This is a genomic window from Flavobacteriaceae bacterium (genome assembly GCA_014075215.1).
Taxonomy (GTDB): domain Bacteria; phylum Bacteroidota; class Bacteroidia; order Flavobacteriales; family Flavobacteriaceae; genus Polaribacter.
The window spans coordinates 3,979,731-3,997,297 of the sequence record CP046177.1 but is presented as its reverse complement, the minus strand read 5'-3'; the positions used below and the strand labels follow the sequence as shown (position 1 = coordinate 3,997,297).

Annotated in this window: 16 protein-coding genes and 1 tRNA gene; 8 read left to right on the top strand and 9 right to left on the bottom strand. The window is 34.9% G+C overall.

Features of this window, described 5'->3' with window-relative positions; all coding sequences use genetic code 11:
• Positions 1-559: 559 nt before the first annotated feature.
• The 3 genes from GKR88_19855 to GKR88_19845 form a co-directional block, all read right to left on the bottom strand.
• Positions 560-2,458 (bottom strand): amidophosphoribosyltransferase, encoded by a 1,899-nt coding sequence (locus GKR88_19855; protein QMU66317.1) that lies wholly within the window; start codon positions 2,456-2,458, stop codon positions 560-562.
• A 208-nt stretch (positions 2,459-2,666) separates the two neighbouring features.
• A complete protein-coding gene (locus tag GKR88_19850) occupies positions 2,667-3,644 on the bottom strand; it encodes an acyltransferase family protein (protein QMU66316.1) in 978 nt (325 codons plus the stop codon).
• A gap of 8 nt (positions 3,645-3,652) precedes the next feature.
• Positions 3,653-4,579, bottom strand: coding sequence for a sugar kinase (locus tag GKR88_19845; GenBank protein ID QMU66315.1), 927 nt, complete (start codon positions 4,577-4,579; stop codon positions 3,653-3,655).
• 74 nt (positions 4,580-4,653) lie between these two features.
• Here GKR88_19845 and GKR88_19840 point away from each other — a divergent pair, with 74 nt between their 5' ends.
• From GKR88_19840 to GKR88_19820, 5 genes are all read left to right on the top strand, one after another.
• Positions 4,654-5,079, top strand: a complete 426-nt coding sequence (locus tag GKR88_19840; protein QMU66314.1) for a SufE family protein — start codon at positions 4,654-4,656, stop codon at positions 5,077-5,079.
• Positions 5,080-5,109: 30 nt separating this feature from the next.
• The gene (locus GKR88_19835) at positions 5,110-5,430 is read left to right on the top strand and encodes a DUF59 domain-containing protein (GenBank protein ID QMU66313.1); all 321 of its coding nucleotides are present in this window, start codon (positions 5,110-5,112) and stop codon (positions 5,428-5,430) included.
• Between the two features lie 34 nt (positions 5,431-5,464).
• On the top strand, positions 5,465-5,974 hold the full coding sequence (locus GKR88_19830; protein ID QMU66312.1) for a DUF2480 family protein: 510 nt from the start codon (positions 5,465-5,467) through the stop codon (positions 5,972-5,974).
• A 61-nt stretch (positions 5,975-6,035) separates the two neighbouring features.
• Positions 6,036-6,179, top strand: a complete 144-nt coding sequence (locus tag GKR88_19825) for a hypothetical protein (GenBank protein QMU66311.1) — start codon at positions 6,036-6,038, stop codon at positions 6,177-6,179.
• Between the two features lie 57 nt (positions 6,180-6,236).
• On the top strand, positions 6,237-7,091 hold the full coding sequence (locus GKR88_19820; GenBank protein ID QMU66310.1) for a DUF3078 domain-containing protein: 855 nt from the start codon (positions 6,237-6,239) through the stop codon (positions 7,089-7,091).
• Positions 7,092-7,241: 150 nt separating this feature from the next.
• Here GKR88_19820 and GKR88_19815 read toward each other — a convergent pair whose 3' ends face one another.
• The 3 genes from GKR88_19815 to GKR88_19805 form a co-directional block, all read right to left on the bottom strand.
• The gene (locus GKR88_19815; GenBank protein ID QMU66309.1) at positions 7,242-7,493 is read right to left on the bottom strand and encodes a 30S ribosomal protein S20; all 252 of its coding nucleotides are present in this window, start codon (positions 7,491-7,493) and stop codon (positions 7,242-7,244) included.
• A 25-nt stretch (positions 7,494-7,518) separates the two neighbouring features.
• A tRNA-Glu gene (locus GKR88_19810) sits at positions 7,519-7,590 on the bottom strand.
• A gap of 83 nt (positions 7,591-7,673) precedes the next feature.
• Positions 7,674-9,152 carry a proline--tRNA ligase gene (locus GKR88_19805; protein QMU66308.1) on the bottom strand — a complete coding sequence of 493 codons (1,479 nt, stop codon included), beginning with the start codon at positions 9,150-9,152 and terminating at the stop codon, positions 7,674-7,676.
• A 409-nt stretch (positions 9,153-9,561) separates the two neighbouring features.
• Between GKR88_19805 and GKR88_19800 the strand changes: the two genes are divergently transcribed.
• Together GKR88_19800 and GKR88_19795 are read left to right on the top strand one after the other, a co-directional pair.
• On the top strand, positions 9,562-10,548 hold the full coding sequence (locus GKR88_19800) for a hypothetical protein (protein QMU66307.1): 987 nt from the start codon (positions 9,562-9,564) through the stop codon (positions 10,546-10,548).
• Positions 10,549-10,626: 78 nt separating this feature from the next.
• On the top strand, positions 10,627-12,012 hold the full coding sequence (locus tag GKR88_19795) for a hemin receptor (GenBank protein QMU66306.1): 1,386 nt from the start codon (positions 10,627-10,629) through the stop codon (positions 12,010-12,012).
• A gap of 168 nt (positions 12,013-12,180) precedes the next feature.
• On the opposite strand, the gene GKR88_19790 is transcribed toward GKR88_19795, so the two are convergent.
• The 3 genes from GKR88_19790 to trkA all read right to left on the bottom strand — a co-directional run bounded on the left by GKR88_19790 (position 12,181) and on the right by trkA (position 16,768).
• The gene (locus tag GKR88_19790) at positions 12,181-13,674 is read right to left on the bottom strand and encodes an IS1634 family transposase (GenBank protein QMU66305.1); all 1,494 of its coding nucleotides are present in this window, start codon (positions 13,672-13,674) and stop codon (positions 12,181-12,183) included.
• A 246-nt stretch (positions 13,675-13,920) separates the two neighbouring features.
• The gene (locus GKR88_19785; GenBank protein ID QMU66304.1) at positions 13,921-15,420 is read right to left on the bottom strand and encodes a TrkH family potassium uptake protein; all 1,500 of its coding nucleotides are present in this window, start codon (positions 15,418-15,420) and stop codon (positions 13,921-13,923) included.
• A gap of 1 nt (position 15,421) precedes the next feature.
• A complete protein-coding gene (gene trkA / locus GKR88_19780; GenBank protein QMU66303.1) occupies positions 15,422-16,768 on the bottom strand; it encodes a Trk system potassium transporter TrkA in 1,347 nt (448 codons plus the stop codon).
• A 108-nt stretch (positions 16,769-16,876) separates the two neighbouring features.
• On the opposite strand from trkA, the gene radC reads away from it, so the two are divergent.
• Entirely contained in the window at positions 16,877-17,563 is a 687-nt protein-coding gene (gene radC, locus GKR88_19775; GenBank protein QMU66302.1) for a DNA repair protein RadC, read from the top strand.
• Positions 17,564-17,567 lie beyond the last annotated feature (4 nt).

Sequence of the window (17,567 nt, the reverse complement as noted above, 5' to 3'; positions counted from 1 at the left end):
CTGAGCCATACTTTTTTACTTTGGACTTTTTTTATAAAATATAGATTTTTAGGGCTCATACTATTTTTATCTGGTAATATTCTTTCACTCTGGAGCCTATATGCAATTGATAAAAAATAAACCAGTAAAAGAGCAGTGCTCGACAATACATTTATCATGGTAGGTAAATTTTTAGACTAGCAATTTGCCAGGGGTTAATTACTATGTATGTGTGGAAAAAAGAGCAATTTTGCTTCTTTTTTCATAATTATTTCTAACAAGAGTAGAAAGTTTTTTTAACACCAATACCTTGTTAGGCAATATTTAACATTATATAGCTTGTAGTTATTAACCTTTTTATCTTTGTCATAACTCAATGTTTTTTCAAATGTTCTTCCGGTAATCATACCATTCGGAGTACTATTTTTATTTTATTCAAAATGTTCTAATGTTTCTTCCAGGTATCTAAACGGACATTCAAATTTTAATATTTTGAAATTCATCGGGCGCCAATAAAGTAAGCCGTTATTATTTAAAATCGAATAGATTAGTATTTTATAGCTATATAACAATGAAGGCACTAATACGCTCTCTTATTATTCCCCTCATAAAAATTAATAAAAGCCTCATTGACCACTCTGTGCCCTCCGTCTGTAGGATAATTCCCGGTAAAATACCAGTCTCCCGAATTTTCAGGGCATGCCTTATGCAAATGTGTTACGGATTGATAAATGACCTCTACTGTTGCTCTAATCTCTTCGGTCTTTAGCATTTGTGCTATTTTCGCTGAAATCTCTTCGGTTGAAAACGGTGCATATATTTCTTTTACATGATTTATAATAGCTGCATCTTCCAGATTCCTTTGTGTGATGGCTTTTTTGTAAACTTCATCAACTATGTGAAATCTATCGATTTCTTTTAATAGTTCCAAAGCAGCTTTAAAAGCTATAAAATCGTTAATTTTCGCCATATCAATTCCGTAACAATCAGGGTAGCGAATTTGCGGTGCCGAAGACACAATGATAATTTTTTTGGGGTTTAAGCGATCTAAAATCTTAATAATACTTTTCTTAAGTGTAGTTCCTCGTACAATACTGTCATCTATAATGACCAGATTGTCTGTAGGTTTTACAACTCCGTAGGTAACATCGTACACATGGCCTACCAGGTCGTCTCTACTGGTATCGTCGGCAATAAAAGTTCTTAGTTTTGCATCTTTAACGGCAATTTTTTCAAAGCGCGGTCTTTCAGATAAAATTTCTGTCACTCTTCGGGCAGATAGTGCTTTTCCTCCTGCTAATATTTTTGCTGTCTTTTGTTCATTTAGAATGTCTTCCGCAGCTTCTATCATTCCGTAAAAAGAAGTTTCTGCCGTATTGGGGATAAACGAAAAAACGGTGTTTGAAATATCGCGATTGATAGATTTTAATACTTGTGGAAATACATATTTCCCTAAATTTTTTCTTTCTTTATAAATAGATGCATCACTGCCTCTGGAAAAATAAATGCGTTCAAAGGAACACGATTTTTTTTCTTTTTGTTTTAATATAGGTTTGATAGAAGCAGTTCCGTTTTTTTTGATAATCAGAGCATGACCTCTTTCCAATTCTTTTACTGCTTCTATTTGAACATTAAAAACGGTTTGAATGACAGGCCTTTCCGAAGCAACTACTACAATTTCGTCATCTTCATAAAAATAAGCGGGCCTAATGCCTGAAGGGTCTCTTAATACAAAGGCATCTCCATGGCCTAAGAGTCCCGCTATTGCATACCCTCCATCCCAGTTTTTCGAAGAGCGTTGTAAGATTCTTTGTATATCCAGATGTTTTTCTATATAGGGTGAAGCTTCCATTTTAGTCATCCCTTTTTCTTTGGCTTGTATGTATAAATCGGCAACTTCTTCTTCTAAAAAATGACCTATTTTTTCCATTACGGTTACCGTATCAGTAAATTCTTTAGGGTGTTGCCCCAATGTTATCAATTCATCCAACAATTGCATGGAATTGGTCATATTAAAATTTCCTGCTACTATCAAATTCTGATGCTTCCAGTTGCTCTGGCGTAAAAAAGGATGTACACTCTCCATACTATTTTTACCAAAAGTTCCATAGCGCACATGTCCTAAAAACAGGTTTCCTATATAGGGCATATGTTCTTCCTGCCAAGCGACATTGTCTATCTTTGTCGGATTTTTTTTGAAAGCAGTATTCAGTCTGTCATTGATCTTGGTAAACACATGTTGGATGGGTTGTGATTTATTGGAACGAACTCTGCTTATATATCTGCTTCCCGGTTTTACATTGAACTTTACACTTGCCAAACCTGCACCGTCTTGACCCCGATTGTGTTGCTTTTCCATTAGCAGATACATTTTGTTTAACCCGTAAAATGCTGTTCCGTATTTGTCTTTGTAAAATTGTAATGGTTGTTTTAACCGAACCATTGCAATACCACATTCGTGTTTTAATGCATCGCTCATTTTTTGTTTGTTTAGTAGTTTACCAAATTAGGTTTATTTACTCTTAACATAGTATGTAGTCGATTAAAAGTTACTTCCACCGCTTTTGATATATGTATATTTTGTTTTCAATTTTAAGAAAATAGCTTCAAAATAATGATAAGAAAAGGAAGCGATTGCTATCGTTCCGATTGCTATCAAAGGATAAATTACCCAGTCGGTTGCTATTTTATATTTCGATACTAACATGAGTACCAAAATCATTACTATAAAATGGTACATATATATTCCGTATGAGATTTGGCCTAAATAATGAAGCATCTATCCTTCCAGCGCTTTTTTTAAGTGTGTATTTGCTGCTAAATTGATAATGATAATACCAAATAAAACGGAATAGGCAAGATAATGAAAATAAGGAACGGTGCCCTGATAAGAGTAATATGGATACTCCTGTAAGTGTAATGTAAAAAGTTTTTTGATGTACAACGAATTTGAGTATGCGATGCTTTTTAAACAGCAATACTGCAAAAATACCTCCTGTTGCGATGGCATCTATATTAAAATGCCTCCAAAACTTAGCAATTATTTCATAGTGGGGGACTGTCAAAAAGAATAGTTTTAGCACAATTCGTATTAGGACATAAAATAAAATAATACCTGCCATAAGGATTAATCGGTTTTTTTTACATCGCTTTAATAGCAAAGGCCACAACAAATAAGATTGTTCTTCTGTTCCTATAGACCATGCTTGTGCGATATACGGGAGAAAACCATAGATAGCCGTTGTTAAATTGGGCAAAAAGAACAGGTGCAACACTACTATCGTAGTAAAGTTTTCCTCTATCGGGTTTCTCATTCGGGGGATTTCCAAAAAAGAAACATGTTGTATCACAAAGAAAACTAAGAAAATGAGTAATAGATACAGTGGAGTGATTCTTAAGAGCCTCCGGATATAAAACTTTTTTGTATGTATGGTTCCGAAAATACGTTCTTCCGAGAGAAGCAGGGAAGTAATTAAAAACCCGCTTAGTACAAAGAAAAGCATGACTCCCAATTTTCCTATATTTTTTACTGACGGGGATAGCACGCCATCACCTATGCCATAAAAATATTTGAACTGCTCCGTATGATTGATAATTACAAAACAAGCCGCAATACATCGCAATCCGTTGAGGTTTGGAAAGTACAATTTGCGATTTCTTGTCATTAATTTGATCAATTCAGGTTGATATCAAATTGTGTCAATTCTTTAAAAACGTTTAGTCGTTTTTCTACTTCATCATTTTGCAAATGCTCCATTCGTTCTGTTCCAAATTTTTCTACACAAAACGATGCCAGATTAGAACCGTAAATAATAGCGTTTTTCATATTTTCAAAAGAAATGTCTTCTGTTTTTGCTAAGTAACCACAGAAACCTCCGGAGAAAGTATCGCCTGCTCCTGTTGGGTCAAAAACTTCTGCCAGGGGCAATGCAGGAGCAAAAAACATCTTTTCTTCATTAAATAGCAACGCACCGTGTTCTCCTTTCTTAATCACTACATATTCAGGGCCCATTCCGTGAATTTTTTTCGCTGCATTTACCAGTGAATATTCTCCGCTTAGCTGGCGTGCTTCATCGTCATTGATGGTGATCACATCTACTCGTTTTAACACCTTATGTAGATCTTCCAATGCCGTATTCATCCAAAAATTCATGGTATCCAGTACTACCAATTTTGGCTTTTTCTGCATTTGATCCAAAACGGACGTTTGTGTTAACGGATGTAAATTCCCTAACATGACAATAGGTGCGTTTTCAAAGCTTTTCGGGACTACTGGTTTGAAATGCTCCAATACATTTAATTCGGTGGTCAATGTATCACGAACATTCATATCATTGTGGTATTTACCACTCCAAAAAAATGTTTTTCCTTCTTTAATAATTTCTATACCCTCCGTATCAATTCCTTTTTTATTCATCATCTTTAAATACGATAAAGGGAAATCTCCTCCCACTACGGAAACAACAGCTGTTTTTATTCCAAAATGAGATGCTGCCAACCCGATAAATGTACCGGAACCTCCTAAAATCTTATCTGTTTTGCCAAATGGCGTTTCAATTGTGTCAAAAGCAACCGTTCCAACCGCTAATAATGTACCCATTTCTTGTTTTTTTGCCGTAATTTTACTGCAAAATTGCAGTGCGGATTTACAAAGTTCAAAAATAGGTTTTAAAAATGACAATTAAAGAAATACAAAAAGAAATTATTGATGAGTTTTCAATGTTTGATAATTGGATGGAACGTTACGAATACATTATAGAAATAGGGAAGTCACTCCCTGTAATTGACCCTCAATATAAATTGGATGAAAACCTGATCAAAGGTTGCCAGTCCAAAGTTTGGCTGCATGCTGAAACGGTTAATGACGTTCTTGTTTTCACTGCCGATAGTGATGCTATACTTACCAAGGGAATTGTTGCATTATTACTAAGAGTGTATACACATCAGCCCGCCACTGCTATTTTGGCTTCGGATACGGTTTTTATAGATGAAATCGGCTTGCAGGAACACCTTTCTCCAACAAGGGCAAACGGGTTGGTTTCCATGATAAAACAAATCAAATTATATGCTGTTACTCATCAGGCAAATACGGCAAATTAATAGTATCTTTGTCAAATAATTTTTGAAGAAATGACGGAAGAACTTATAGAAGAAATAGGAGATAAAATTGTAAGGGTTTTAAAAACTATTTACGACCCGGAAATACCTGTAGATATCTATGAACTTGGATTAATTTATGATGTTTTTGTAAACGAAGATAACGATGCAAAGATATTAATGACACTGACATCGCCTAATTGTCCCGTAGCAGAATCACTTCCTTTGGAAGTCGAGGAAAAAGTGAAATCTTTAAAAGAGATTAACAATGCAGCCGTGGAAATTACTTTTGATCCTGCCTGGACACAAGATATGATGAGTGAAGAAGCAAAGTTAGAGTTGGGAATGTTATAAAAGAAAGTAAAATCAAAATAATATACTGCACTACATGGAAGAAGAAATAATAAATAGGGTTGCCAACAGCAAATTAATCACAATTGATTTGGAGGAATTGTATCCTGAAGGAGAGCGTGTTCTTTTTGATATTAAAGATTGGCTGTATGAAGGAATTGTTTTAAAAGAAAAAGATTTTCGTGAGCATGTAAAAGGTCATGACTGGACTCAATATAAGGGACAGTATGTAGCCCTGACCTGTTCCGAGGATGTTATTATTCCTTCCTGGGCTTATTTGTTACTTTCTGCCGAATTAGCGCCATATGCCATAACCGTTGTCGTAGGAAATTTGGAGCTATTAGAAACGGTTCTTTTTCAAAAAGGTATTGAGGATATGAGCATTGTCGACTATATTGATAAGCCTGTTATTATTAAAGGTTGTGCTGATAAACCGATTCCTGCTTCTGCTTTTACATGGTTAGCACAAAAACTACAACCTGTCGTCGGGAAAATGATGTATGGCGAAGCCTGTTCTACGGTTCCCTTATACAAAAAGAGTAAATAACTTTTCCCGGGATTTTTAGGCAGTTTCAAGTTTGAAAGCTACAAAAGTGTAAACGAATTCAATGAACTCATTTACACTTTTTGGATGTAAGCGAAAATTAGAAGTTTTTAGCTCTGTTGAAGGCTTTTTTGAGTTGCATAGTAGCACTACGGAAGGAGAAAAAGACAAAAACGGAGCGGAAAACAGCCATTTTTTAGCAAATTGAAAAAGTTTAAATGAGTTCAATAATAAAACTTCTACTTTTACCCCCAATTTGATGAAGATGAAAAAAATGATAATCATATGTTTTAGCCTGATGAACCTACCGGTCAATGCACAAGAAAAGAAAACAGATTCAATTGTCAAAGACACGGTTTCTAATTGGACAAAGAAAGGTGTTTTTACCTTATTATTCAACCAATCTTCTTTTTCTAATTGGGTTGGAGGAGGAGAAAATGCTATCTCCGGAACGGTAAGTATCAATTACGATTTTAATTATAAAAAAGAAAACTGGAACTGGGATACCAAAATTATTACCAAATACGGGATTAGTAAAATCAGCGGGAATGAAACCAGAAAAACGGATGACTATTTTGAGTTTAATTCGCTGGTTGGGAAAAGAGCTTCTAAAAACTGGTCTTATTCATTCTTTGTAAATGTTCGCTCTCAGTTTACGACAGGATATGATTATACTACGAATCCTAAAACGGAAACTTCAAGATTTTTTGCTCCGGGGTATTTGACTTTCGGACCGGGTATTGCATACAATAAGTCTGCTAATTTTAAAATAAACCTGGCACCTTCAACATTAAAGGCTACTTTTGTCAGTAGCAGTTTTTCCGGGCAATACGGAACCAATATCGGGAAAACACCTCATTATGAATTGGGGTTTTATGCTTCTGTCTTTTATAAAGCTATAGTCATGAAAAATGTAAGTGTAGAAAATATTTTTGATGCCTATACTAATTATTTGGATAAACCTCAAAATATCGATATCAATTATCAACTTAATATTGTAATGCAAATAAACAAGTATTTAGCTACCAATTTGAATTTCCATACAATTATGGATACTAATATTTCCGGCAGAGTACAATTTAAAGAAGTATTTGGTTTAGGAGTAAATTATATTTTCTAATCCCAAAAAGAGCAATAAAATAGCCCAATCTTGAGAAATAATATAAATACTTGGAAATTGGTTGAATCTATATGATATTAAAAAGAGAAAACCGGCTAAAAAAGTATTTTTTAGACGACTGCTTTATTTGATACATTAACTACTACGATTTTATAGTGTAGCAACGTGCTTTGTTAGTTTAGATTTTAAGTTGGCTGCTTTATTTTTATGAATGATATTATTTTTAGCTAGTTTATCTAACATTGATATCACTTTTCCGAGCATCCCTCCTGCTTCTTTTTTATCTGTGGTAGCACGCAAATCTCTAACGGCATTACGAGTAGTTTTATGCTGGTACCTGTTCCGCAACCTTTTAGCTTCGTTACTTCTAATTCTTTTTAATGCTGATTTATGATTTGCCATATATTTTTATTTGTTTTTAAAACTGTAGTCCGTACGGGAATCGAACCCGTGTTACCAGGATGAAAACCTGGCGTCCTAACCCCTAGACGAACGGACCATAAACACTACGAAGAATACATCTTCAATAGCGGACGCAAATATACAACGTTTTTAAAATTTTGCAACAGTTTTTCTCAAAATTTAGTATGCCTTTGCAAATAAGACTCTTTTCTTAGATATACTGCCCGTTAAGATGCATTTTCCTTCTTCCTGTTTTGCATCGTTAGGAATGCACCTTATAGTGGCTTTAGTTAATTCTTTGATCTTGGCTTCTGTTTCTGCGGTTCCATCCCAATGAGCCGATACAAAACCGCCTTTATTTTCTATAACTTCTTTAAATTCATCAAAAGAATACACTTCTGTTATGTGTTCATTTCTATATGTAAGGGATTTTTGAAACAAATAATCCTGAATATCACCCAGTAGGTGTAGAATATAATCGGATAACCCTTCCTGAGCTATTGTTTGTTTTTCTAAAATATCTCTTCTTGCTACTTCCACAGTGTGCTTTTCCATGTCTCTTTTACCGATGGCAATTCTTATCGGGACGCCTTTTAATTCATATTCGGCAAACTTAGCTCCCGGGCGTAAAGTATCTCTATCGTCAAATGTTACCGATATTCCTTTACTCTTTAATTCTTTTACCAAAACATGTACTTTTTCAGAAATCAACGCTAATTGTTCTTCTCCTTTATATATAGGAACAATTACTACCTGGATTGGAGCCAATTTAGGAGGCAATACCAATCCAAGGTCATCGGAATGAGTCATAATCAGCCCGCCTATCAATCTGGTGGAAACTCCCCAGGACGTTGCCCAAACATATTCTTGCTTTCCTTCTTTGGGAGTGTATTTTACATCAAATGCTTTTGCAAAATTTTGTCCTAAAAAATGAGAGGTTCCCGCTTGCAGTGCTTTTCCGTCTTGCATTAACGCTTCAATAGTATAGGTTTCCAATGCTCCGGCAAAGCGTTCGCTTTCGGATTTAAACCCTCTGATAACGGGCATTGCCATAAATTCTTCTGCAAATGTCGCGTATACTTTCTGCATTTGCTTAGATTCGGCTATTGCCTCTGCTTCGGAAGCATGAGCCGTATGTCCTTCCTGCCACAAAAATTCGGAGGTTCTTAAAAATAATCGTGTACGCATTTCCCAACGAACCACATTTGCCCATTGATTAATCAGTAGTGGCAAATCTCTATAGGACTGTATCCAGCCTTTATACGTATTCCAGATAACAGCTTCGGATGTAGGCCTTACAATGAGTTCTTCCTCCAGCTTTGCCCGGGGGTCTACTCTTAGCTTTCCTTCATTATCCGGATCGTTTTGCAATCTGTAATGCGTAACAACAGCACACTCTTTTGCAAAACCTTCGGCATTTTTCTCTTCTGCTTCAAAAAGACTTTTAGGAACAAATAACGGAAAATAAGCATTTACGTGGCCCGTTTCTTTAAACATTTTGTCGAGTTCTTGCTGCATACGTTCCCAGATAGCATAGCCGTAAGGTTTGATGACCATACAACCTCTTACGGAAGAGGCCTCAGCCAAATCTGCTTTTACAATTAATTCATTATACCATTTCGAATAATCTTCTTCTCTTTTTGTTAATTTATGACTCATTATTACTTACTTTTACATTCCATACTATTTTTTCCGGAAAATAGGATATAATGATTTTACAAATTCTCGTAAAATTAGTACAAAAAGATGAGTGCACTGCCAAAGTATTTAAATTTATTCTTCTATATACTACCATTGTTGTTTGATTAAAAAATGCCAATTATTTCCAAAGTCTTTTTATCTTTTGTTTAAAAGTTATAAAAATGATGATCCGGTTATTCCTATGTTGTCAATATTCTTGATTCTTACAGCGAAGCGCTCCATCTTCCTTAACCGAAAATACAGTCTTGCTACCTAAACTTTTTAATTATGTTTATACTTTGGCACAACTATTGCTAATTAGTATGATAGTGAAATTTATGTTAAATTTGTTTTACCGGTTTATATTCATTTTCCAAATCATTTGATTATGCAATTCAAAACTACCACATTCAAAAACTTCAAAAGCTTATTTTATTTATTTTTTGTTACAGTATTAATAGCTTCTTGCGGCACATACAGATCTGTAAATAATGATGGCATTTATGCATCAGAGGAAAGAGATCCCCGAATAATTGTTGCCGGTTCCGAAGAGCATCGGGATCATGAAAAAAATTATTTTACCTCTGAAGTCCGAAGACTGGATTTGATAAACGGAACAGATATTGACGGATATTCATCCTATAGTGAGGATGAAGGAGGAGTAATCGTGGAAAGTGATTCTATAGATTATCGCCCTAATGGTAATTCCTGGGGATCAAACAATACCACGACACTGATAGTCGTAGATAATGGGATAAGTGATTTGCAAAATTATTGGTTAGCATGGGATTACTGGAGATTTGGTTTTGGATATTATAATACATTTAATCCGTGGTTTTACGGACGTCCCTGGAGATATAATTATGGTGTATTTGGCCCATATGGTTTTTACGGAGGGTTTTATGGAGGAGTTTACAATCCGTATTATTGCCCCCCGTATTATGGCGGGTGGTACGGAGTAAACAGGTATAATAACTACTATTATAGAAATTATAGAAGAGATGGCTATGCTGCTAATACAAGGTATAACAGAACGAACACTCGGAGGAATTTTGTTACGAATACCAGAAGAGCTGTTAGCAACAACAGGAGAGTGGCCACTAATAGAAGAACTTCATCCATAAGAAGGAATCATACTGTACGAACAAGAACTAACAATGTCAGGAGTTCGGAACCAAGAGTTAGAAGTATTCCAAAACGAAGAACAACACGGGTTCGGTCGTCATCCTCTGCAAGAACACGCACTCGATCATCTTCCGTAAGAAGCCGGTCTTATAGCCCTTCACGTACCCGTTCCTCATCTGTGAGAAGCCGAAGTTCAAGTCCGTCAAGAGGAGGTTTTTCTTCAAGAGGTAGCAGCCGCAAAAGAGGATAGATAACTACCATACAATAAATATACTATTCTTTATAGCTAAAGGCGCTATAGTATGAATCATGAAATAATTATTTATAGATGAAAAAATATATATTCATCCCGGTCTTAATGCTTATTAGTATGAGCTTAAGTGCTCAATCACTGGGCTATGAAGATTTATCAATCCTGTTTTCACAAGACGATAATAACGGAACCGCAAGGTTTAGAGCTATGGGAGGAGCATTTGGAGCTCTTGGCGGGGATATTTCATCTATGAATATCAATCCGGCGGGCCTTACTATTTTCAATGGTAGTCTTATTTCCGCATCATTAAACTCCAGAAATACGGATTACAGAACCACTTATTATGGAAATACCATCACTACAAGCAGAGATTATTTTGTATTATCTAATGCCGGAGGAGTTTTCGTTTACGAGGATTTCAATACTTCAGGCTGGGAAAAATTCGCCATTGGATTTAATTACAGAATTAAAATAGATTTTGACAATAACTTTAGTGCTTCGGGGAATAGTGGTTTTGCTTCTTTTAATTCGTTTCCTTTAGATACAAATGATCCTGCGCTTATGTATACCACTGCAGAAAATCAAAATTTTGATAATACATTTAACGGAGACATTGCCGAGTATAATTTTGCTTTTGCTGCCCAGTATAAAGAAAAATTAAATATAGGAGCTACCATAAACACATATAATATAAGATTTTCACAACGTTCCACATTACAAGAGAGAAATAATGATGGAAACGGGAATACGTTAAATGCGAATTTTTATCAGGAAGCTTTTACATTCGGAACAGGATTTTCATTAAGTGCCGGTTTTTTGTACAAAGCAGATGATCGTTTTCGATTCGGATTATCTTATCAAACTCCAACCTGGTATAATGAACTGTTGGAAGAATCCAATATTGTAAATAATGATGGCTATTTAGGAGATACCCGAATTGAAGTAAGTAATAATACTACTATTTATAGTAATACAGCAGACGGTTTTTTCCCGAATCAAAGGTTTATCTATCAATTGAGAACTCCCGGTAAATTCACTGCGAGTGCTGCCATTGTTTTTGGAAAAAGCGGATTGATTAGCTTCGATTATATTTCTAAAAATTATCGCGGGATTAATTTGTCGGGAGCCAACTTTTCGGTAGAAAACCAATTTTTTAGAGACCAGTTGAGAAATACCCATAATTTTAATATTGGTGCCGAATGGAGGTTTGACGATTTAAGCGTAAGAGGAGGATATACCTATCGGGAAAGCCCGGATGCTAATGCTATAGATTCAGACAACCTGAAAAGATATACTTTTGGAGCCGGGTATTCTTTCGATAATGTTAAAATAGATGTTGCATATAGTGACGACAACAGAACCGGTCTCTATAATTTTTACCCGCAATTTGCCCAAGTGGATCCTGCGGAGTTAAAGATCGATAATAAACATATCACAGCAACATTGTCTATTCATCTATAATAAGAAGCTATTGTTTTTTTATCCATTTTCTTAATTGTGTCTAATGAAGTATGTTTATAACCTCATTTTTTGACAGCATTAGCAATTTAAAAGCCCAAAAAGTGTCAGTTTTTTTATTATTATCAATTTTTCTTATAGTGGTATAAGGAAAATCCTAACTTGTCCGAATTAGTTCGGTAGGCTCAATTTGGCTATAATTTTCCTTAGTTCCTTGGAGACAGGGACACGCATTTTAATTTCTTTATTGTTTATTTGATTAATAAGTCGAGCATCAGTTATCATTTTGCATTGAGTTAGAAATGCTCTAATTGACACACCTGTTTTTATTTCAATATGTTTTGATACGGCTAATGCCATAAAGCAGATGGGTATGTGCAATTGTATGGTGTGTGATTTAAAGTGAAAGATAGGTCTGGTTTTCAAATCGTTCTTTGATACTCTAAAGGCTTGCTCTACCCTGTAGAGTTCGTGATAATTTTTGATGATTGTTGCATTATTTACGACATTAGCTTTAATGTCGGTGTAATAGCCTTTTACTCCAAGTAGCATTTTGGTTTTTGCAATGAGTTCTTCATTGAGACTAGTTTTGCTATTATCAGTTTTTATAAACTTTACTTTTTTGATTTTTGAGGGTTGTTGCATAAGATTTTTGGCTTTATCTATTTGCTTGTTCATCTCGTGCTTGTCTTTGTTATATCTCTTTTTAGAAAAACTACAGATTAAAGAACCTTTATCTGTTTTGAGCCTTATATTTTTGCCATCTTCTCTTTTTAAAGCGTTATCTATTTGGGTTAACATATCCGAAGACAGGTTGCCTAATCTAGCACCTACAATGTAGTGGATGTCTTCTTGTTTTAGTGCTTGTATGTTATCGGCACTTATCATGGCGGCATCTGCAACTACGGTAAAGTGCTTTACCTTGTGCTTTTTAATAAAATCCTGAATGACTGGTATTAGCGTATACCCCTCAAAAGTATTACCGGAAAAGACATGGTATCCCACAGGAAAACCTTGAGGTGTTACCAAAAGTGCTACTAATATCTGAGGCTGTTGTGCTTTGCCATCTTTTGAAAATCCTGTTTTACGAAGTTCATCAGCTGTAAAACTCTCAAAATAAAGGGTGGTTACATCATAGAATACCATTGAAAAGTCAAAACCATAATCTGTCTTGGCAAATTTTAGAGTTTGTTTTTCTATGGCATGTTTTAACTCTAAAGACTTTAGAACTGACTCGTAATAACCTTGGTGTCTATGAACAATACCAAAATAGCTTTCCATTAATACTATCGAGCGAAGCTTTGAAGCGGGTTCTACAATACGCATCAAAGCTAAATCATTAAGTAAGCTATCTGTTATTAAGGTATAGCCTATGTGATGTTGTATTGATCTAAGGATATCATATAAGAATGTGTAGTAAGAACCCAAGTAAACGCATTGACTAAGCAAAACGTCTTGCTCATTGGGTTGCTGTTCTTCAAATAAATAGACTTGCTTAGTGTGGTCTGCTATGAAAACTTTAGCCATTTCTAATAGAGCAGTTATCTCCTGTTCAGTAGAACCCGAACCAATGTGCTTAACGATAACGCGTTTGCTTTTTTGGTAATGATATACCTGTACGGATTTAGAATCCCCTTTGGTTTTGATGACTCTGACATGTAGCATTTGACCCAATTAGTACGGTCAAAGTACACTTTTTTGAAGATAAACTACTGATTATCAAAACTAAATTTTTGAACCCAATAAATAGCAGACAAGTCAGGAAGTGTCAGTTTTTTTATTATTATCAATTTTTCTTATAGTGGTATAAGGAAAATTTATAGTTTAAATACCCGTTTAGATAGCTAAACATCATTACTACAGTATTCCTTCAATCTTTGAATTCTTTGAATCCTTTAATCTTTCAACCTTTTAATTTTTTCTCCAGAAAAACGGAGTCAGTAATATAAGAACCGTAAATAATTCCAATCTGCCTATTAACATTAAAAAAGAACAAAACCATTTTGCAGCGCCACTTAGATGGGCAAAAGTGTTTACAGGACTAACGCTGCCAATTGCAGGGCCAATATTACCCAGAGAAGAGGCAGCTGCGCCTAATGCTGATATAAAATCCAGACCCAGAAATGTAAAAATAACAGAAGCTATGATAAAAATAAGCATGTAAATAATAAAAAAAGAAAGGACATTAAATACAATAGATGGGTTTACAACCTTACGATTAAATCTTACCGGAATAATAGCATTAGGATGTAGTGCTTTCTTAAACTCCAAAAAGCTATTTTTCAACATTACGATATGCCTTACAACTTTAACGCCTCCCGAAGTAGAACCTGCCGATCCGCCTACAAAAAACAGAGCAAAGAAAATTCCGGTAGCAAAAAAACTCCACATGGTAAAATCTGCTGTTACAAAACCGGTGGTAGTGACTATTGAAGTTACCTGAAATAAAGCATGCCTGATAGCGCTTTCTGCTTTTCCATAAATTTCGGGATGTATAATCGTCGTACGTAAATTTTCATCCTTAAAAAAGAAAATGATCACTGTAATAACTATGGAAACACTAACAATCCCAAATAGATAATACTTAAATTCCTCACTTTGAAAAACCTTTTTAAGTTTTCCTTTTAAAGCAAAATACGTGAGTATAAAATTCGTCCCGGCAACCAGCATAAAAAAGATAATAATATACTGTATTAAAGGCAAATGATTATAAAAAGCAATGCTGTTATTTTTAGTAGAAAACCCCCCGGTACTGACCGTTGCCATAGCATGGTTAATGGCGTCAAACCAAGTCATTCCGGCTATTTTTAGCAGAAAAAATTCCGAAAAGGTCAGGGTCACATATATAAGCCATAATCGCTTTGCCGTATCGGTAATTCTCGGATGCAATTTATCAGTAGAAGGCCCGGGAGCTTCCGCTTTAAACAATTGCATACCACCGATACCTAACAGAGGAAGAATTGCTATGGTCAATACAATAATTCCCATTCCGCCAATCCAATGAGTTGCACTGCGCCAAAACAAAATTCCTTTCGGCATTGATTCAACATCAGTTACAATAGAAGCTCCTGTTGTGGAGTACCCGGAAATAGTCTCGAAAAAAGCGTTAGTAATGGTAGGAATACTTCCCGTGAAAAGATAGGGTAACATCCCTGTTAAAGAAAGCATTAGCCACCCCAGGGTAACAATTAAATACCCTTCTTTTTTTTGAATAGAGGTATGTTTGGGTTTATTAAAAGAATAGAGTAGTAATCCAATACAAATAGTAATGATTCCAGCATTTAAGATGCCCCACCCTTCAGGTTCCCGATTAAAAAAACTAAGAGGAAAAGCAATCAACATAAAAACACCATTCAAAATGGCAGTAAGCCCCAGAAATCTATATATAATTGTAAAATTGAACGTATTCATTTTAGTTAAACAAATCTTCTATAGCACTTATGGCTTCGGGTAAACAGAATATAATTACCTTATCTCCCGACTGGATGAGAAAATCCCCATAGACAATTAATGCTTTTCCATCTCTGATAATTCCACCAAAAACAGCTTCCTTCGGAAATTTTAAATCTTTAATGGGTTTTGAAGTAATGATAGCATTGGGTTGTACTACAAATTCAAACACTTCGGCATCTATATTACATAAATTAGCCAGGGCCAGAATTTCACCTTTGCGGATATGTCTGAAAATACTACTTGCTGCTATTAATTTTTTATTGATAAGCGTATTAATGCCGATGGTCTGAGAAATATTTATATAATCCATATTCTCTACCAATGCAACCGTTTTTTTAACGCCTTTGGATTTTGCTACCAGGCATGACATGATATTTGTTTCCGAATCTCCGGTAACAGCAATAAAGGCATCCATTTTGCGGATATTTTCTTCTTCTAACAATTCAATATCTCTTCCGTCACCTTTAATGAGAAGGATATTGTTTAGTTCTTCAGCCAGTGCTAAAGATTTAGCTTTATTTTTTTCAATAAGTTTTACGTTGTAGTTTTCTTTAGATAAATTTCTTGCTGTTTTAAAACCAATACTGCTTCCTCCGAGAATCATTACATTTTTTATGTGAATTTGTTTTTTACCTACAATCGGATAGATAGCATCCAGACTGTAATTAGGAATTGAAAAATATACCTGATCATTTAATTTGTAAACCGTATTTCCACGAGGAATAATGGTTTGAGTACTTCCTTCTCTTTTTATGGCTATGGTCAGAAAATCTACATTGTGAAATTTTTCTCGGGCTTCTTTAACGGACAAGTCCAAAAGAGGTGATTTGTAATCTAATGTAACGCCCATTACATTAAAAAGCCCATTTTCAAAGGTTACGGTATCGTTAAAAGAAGACTGGTTGAGTAATATTTTTATTTCCTCTGCTGCCAATTCTTCCGGAGAAATCATAAAATCTACTCCAAAATCTTTAAAATCAATAGGGTCGTTTTCCAGAAACTCCGGATTGCTGATCCTTGCAATTGTTTTTTTTGCACCCAGAGATTTTCCGATGACGGAAATAGTGAAATTGGTGTTTTGAGATTCCGTAACCGCTAATAACAGATCTGCCGATTGGATTCCAATATCTTTTAAAAGGCGAATGGAAGTGGCATCTCCTTTTCGGGTAATTACATCTAAATGATTATTAATATAATTTAACTTTTCTCCGTCAAAATCAATAACATACGTGTCTTGAGATTCATAAGAAAGTAATTTAGCTAAATGGAAACCAACATCACCGGCCCCTGCTATTATAATCTTCATAAAAAAGAATCAATATAACGACAAAGATATAAACTTGGGATTTAAAACAAAAATGAGTAATTTCGAAAATTAAGAGGATAAATGTATCTTTGAAAAAAATTGAAAATAATGAAAAAGTTAACCATAAAAAAATGGGCTCTGGACGACCGCCCCAGAGAAAAATTAATTGCTAAAGGAAAATCAGTATTAACAAATGCCGAATTGATTGCCATATTGATAGGTTCCGGAAACAGAGATGAAAGTGCAGTAGATTTATCTAAAAGAATACTGGATTCGGTTGGGAATAATTTAAATAGGCTGGCTAAATTATCTGTTGGTTTTTTAATGCAATTTAAGGGAATAGGAGAAGCAAAAGCAATTAGTATTGTTACGGCATTGGAATTAGGAAAGAGAAGGGATTATGAACAACTGAATGCCAAGCCTAAAATAACTACCAGTAAAGGTGCTTTTACCATTATGCAATCCATTATTGGAGGGCTTGAACACGAAGAATTTTGGGTGCTGCTTTTGAATAATTCAAATATAGTTACAGCCAAACATCAAATAAGTAAAGGAGGATTAACGGCTACTTTGGTAGATATTAGAATACTTTTCAAAAAGGCTGTAGAAAGCATGTGTGTGGCAATGGTAATATGTCATAATCATCCTTCAGGGAAATTAAAACCCAGTAAAGCAGATATGGTTTTGACCGAGAAAATAACTAAAGCAGCAAAAACATTAGATATAAAATTATTAGATCACTTAATTATTACCCGGAAATCGTATTTTAGTTTTGCTGATGAAGGCAAACTTTAAATTT

Coding starts and splice junctions, on each gene's coding strand:
- GKR88_19805 (QMU66308.1), bottom strand. CDS start 9,152: ATGAGTCATAAATTAACAAAAAGAGAAGAAGATTATTCGAAATGGTAT.
- GKR88_19850 (QMU66316.1), bottom strand. CDS start 3,644: ATGACAAGAAATCGCAAATTGTACTTTCCAAACCTCAACGGATTGCGA.
- GKR88_19855 (QMU66317.1), bottom strand. CDS start 2,458: ATGAGCGATGCATTAAAACACGAATGTGGTATTGCAATGGTTCGGTTA.
- GKR88_19825 (QMU66311.1), top strand. CDS start 6,036: ATGAACTCATTTACACTTTTTGGATGTAAGCGAAAATTAGAAGTTTTT.
- GKR88_19840 (QMU66314.1), top strand. CDS start 4,654: ATGACAATTAAAGAAATACAAAAAGAAATTATTGATGAGTTTTCAATG.
- GKR88_19820 (QMU66310.1), top strand. CDS start 6,237: ATGAAAAAAATGATAATCATATGTTTTAGCCTGATGAACCTACCGGTC.
- GKR88_19800 (QMU66307.1), top strand. CDS start 9,562: ATGCAATTCAAAACTACCACATTCAAAAACTTCAAAAGCTTATTTTAT.
- GKR88_19815 (QMU66309.1), bottom strand. CDS start 7,493: ATGGCAAATCATAAATCAGCATTAAAAAGAATTAGAAGTAACGAAGCT.
- GKR88_19795 (QMU66306.1), top strand. CDS start 10,627: ATGAAAAAATATATATTCATCCCGGTCTTAATGCTTATTAGTATGAGC.
- GKR88_19785 (QMU66304.1), bottom strand. CDS start 15,420: ATGAATACGTTCAATTTTACAATTATATATAGATTTCTGGGGCTTACT.
- GKR88_19835 (QMU66313.1), top strand. CDS start 5,110: ATGACGGAAGAACTTATAGAAGAAATAGGAGATAAAATTGTAAGGGTT.
- trkA (QMU66303.1), bottom strand. CDS start 16,768: ATGAAGATTATAATAGCAGGGGCCGGTGATGTTGGTTTCCATTTAGCT.
- GKR88_19830 (QMU66312.1), top strand. CDS start 5,465: ATGGAAGAAGAAATAATAAATAGGGTTGCCAACAGCAAATTAATCACA.
- GKR88_19845 (QMU66315.1), bottom strand. CDS start 4,579: ATGGGTACATTATTAGCGGTTGGAACGGTTGCTTTTGACACAATTGAA.
- GKR88_19790 (QMU66305.1), bottom strand. CDS start 13,674: ATGCTACATGTCAGAGTCATCAAAACCAAAGGGGATTCTAAATCCGTA.
- radC (QMU66302.1), top strand. CDS start 16,877: ATGAAAAAGTTAACCATAAAAAAATGGGCTCTGGACGACCGCCCCAGA.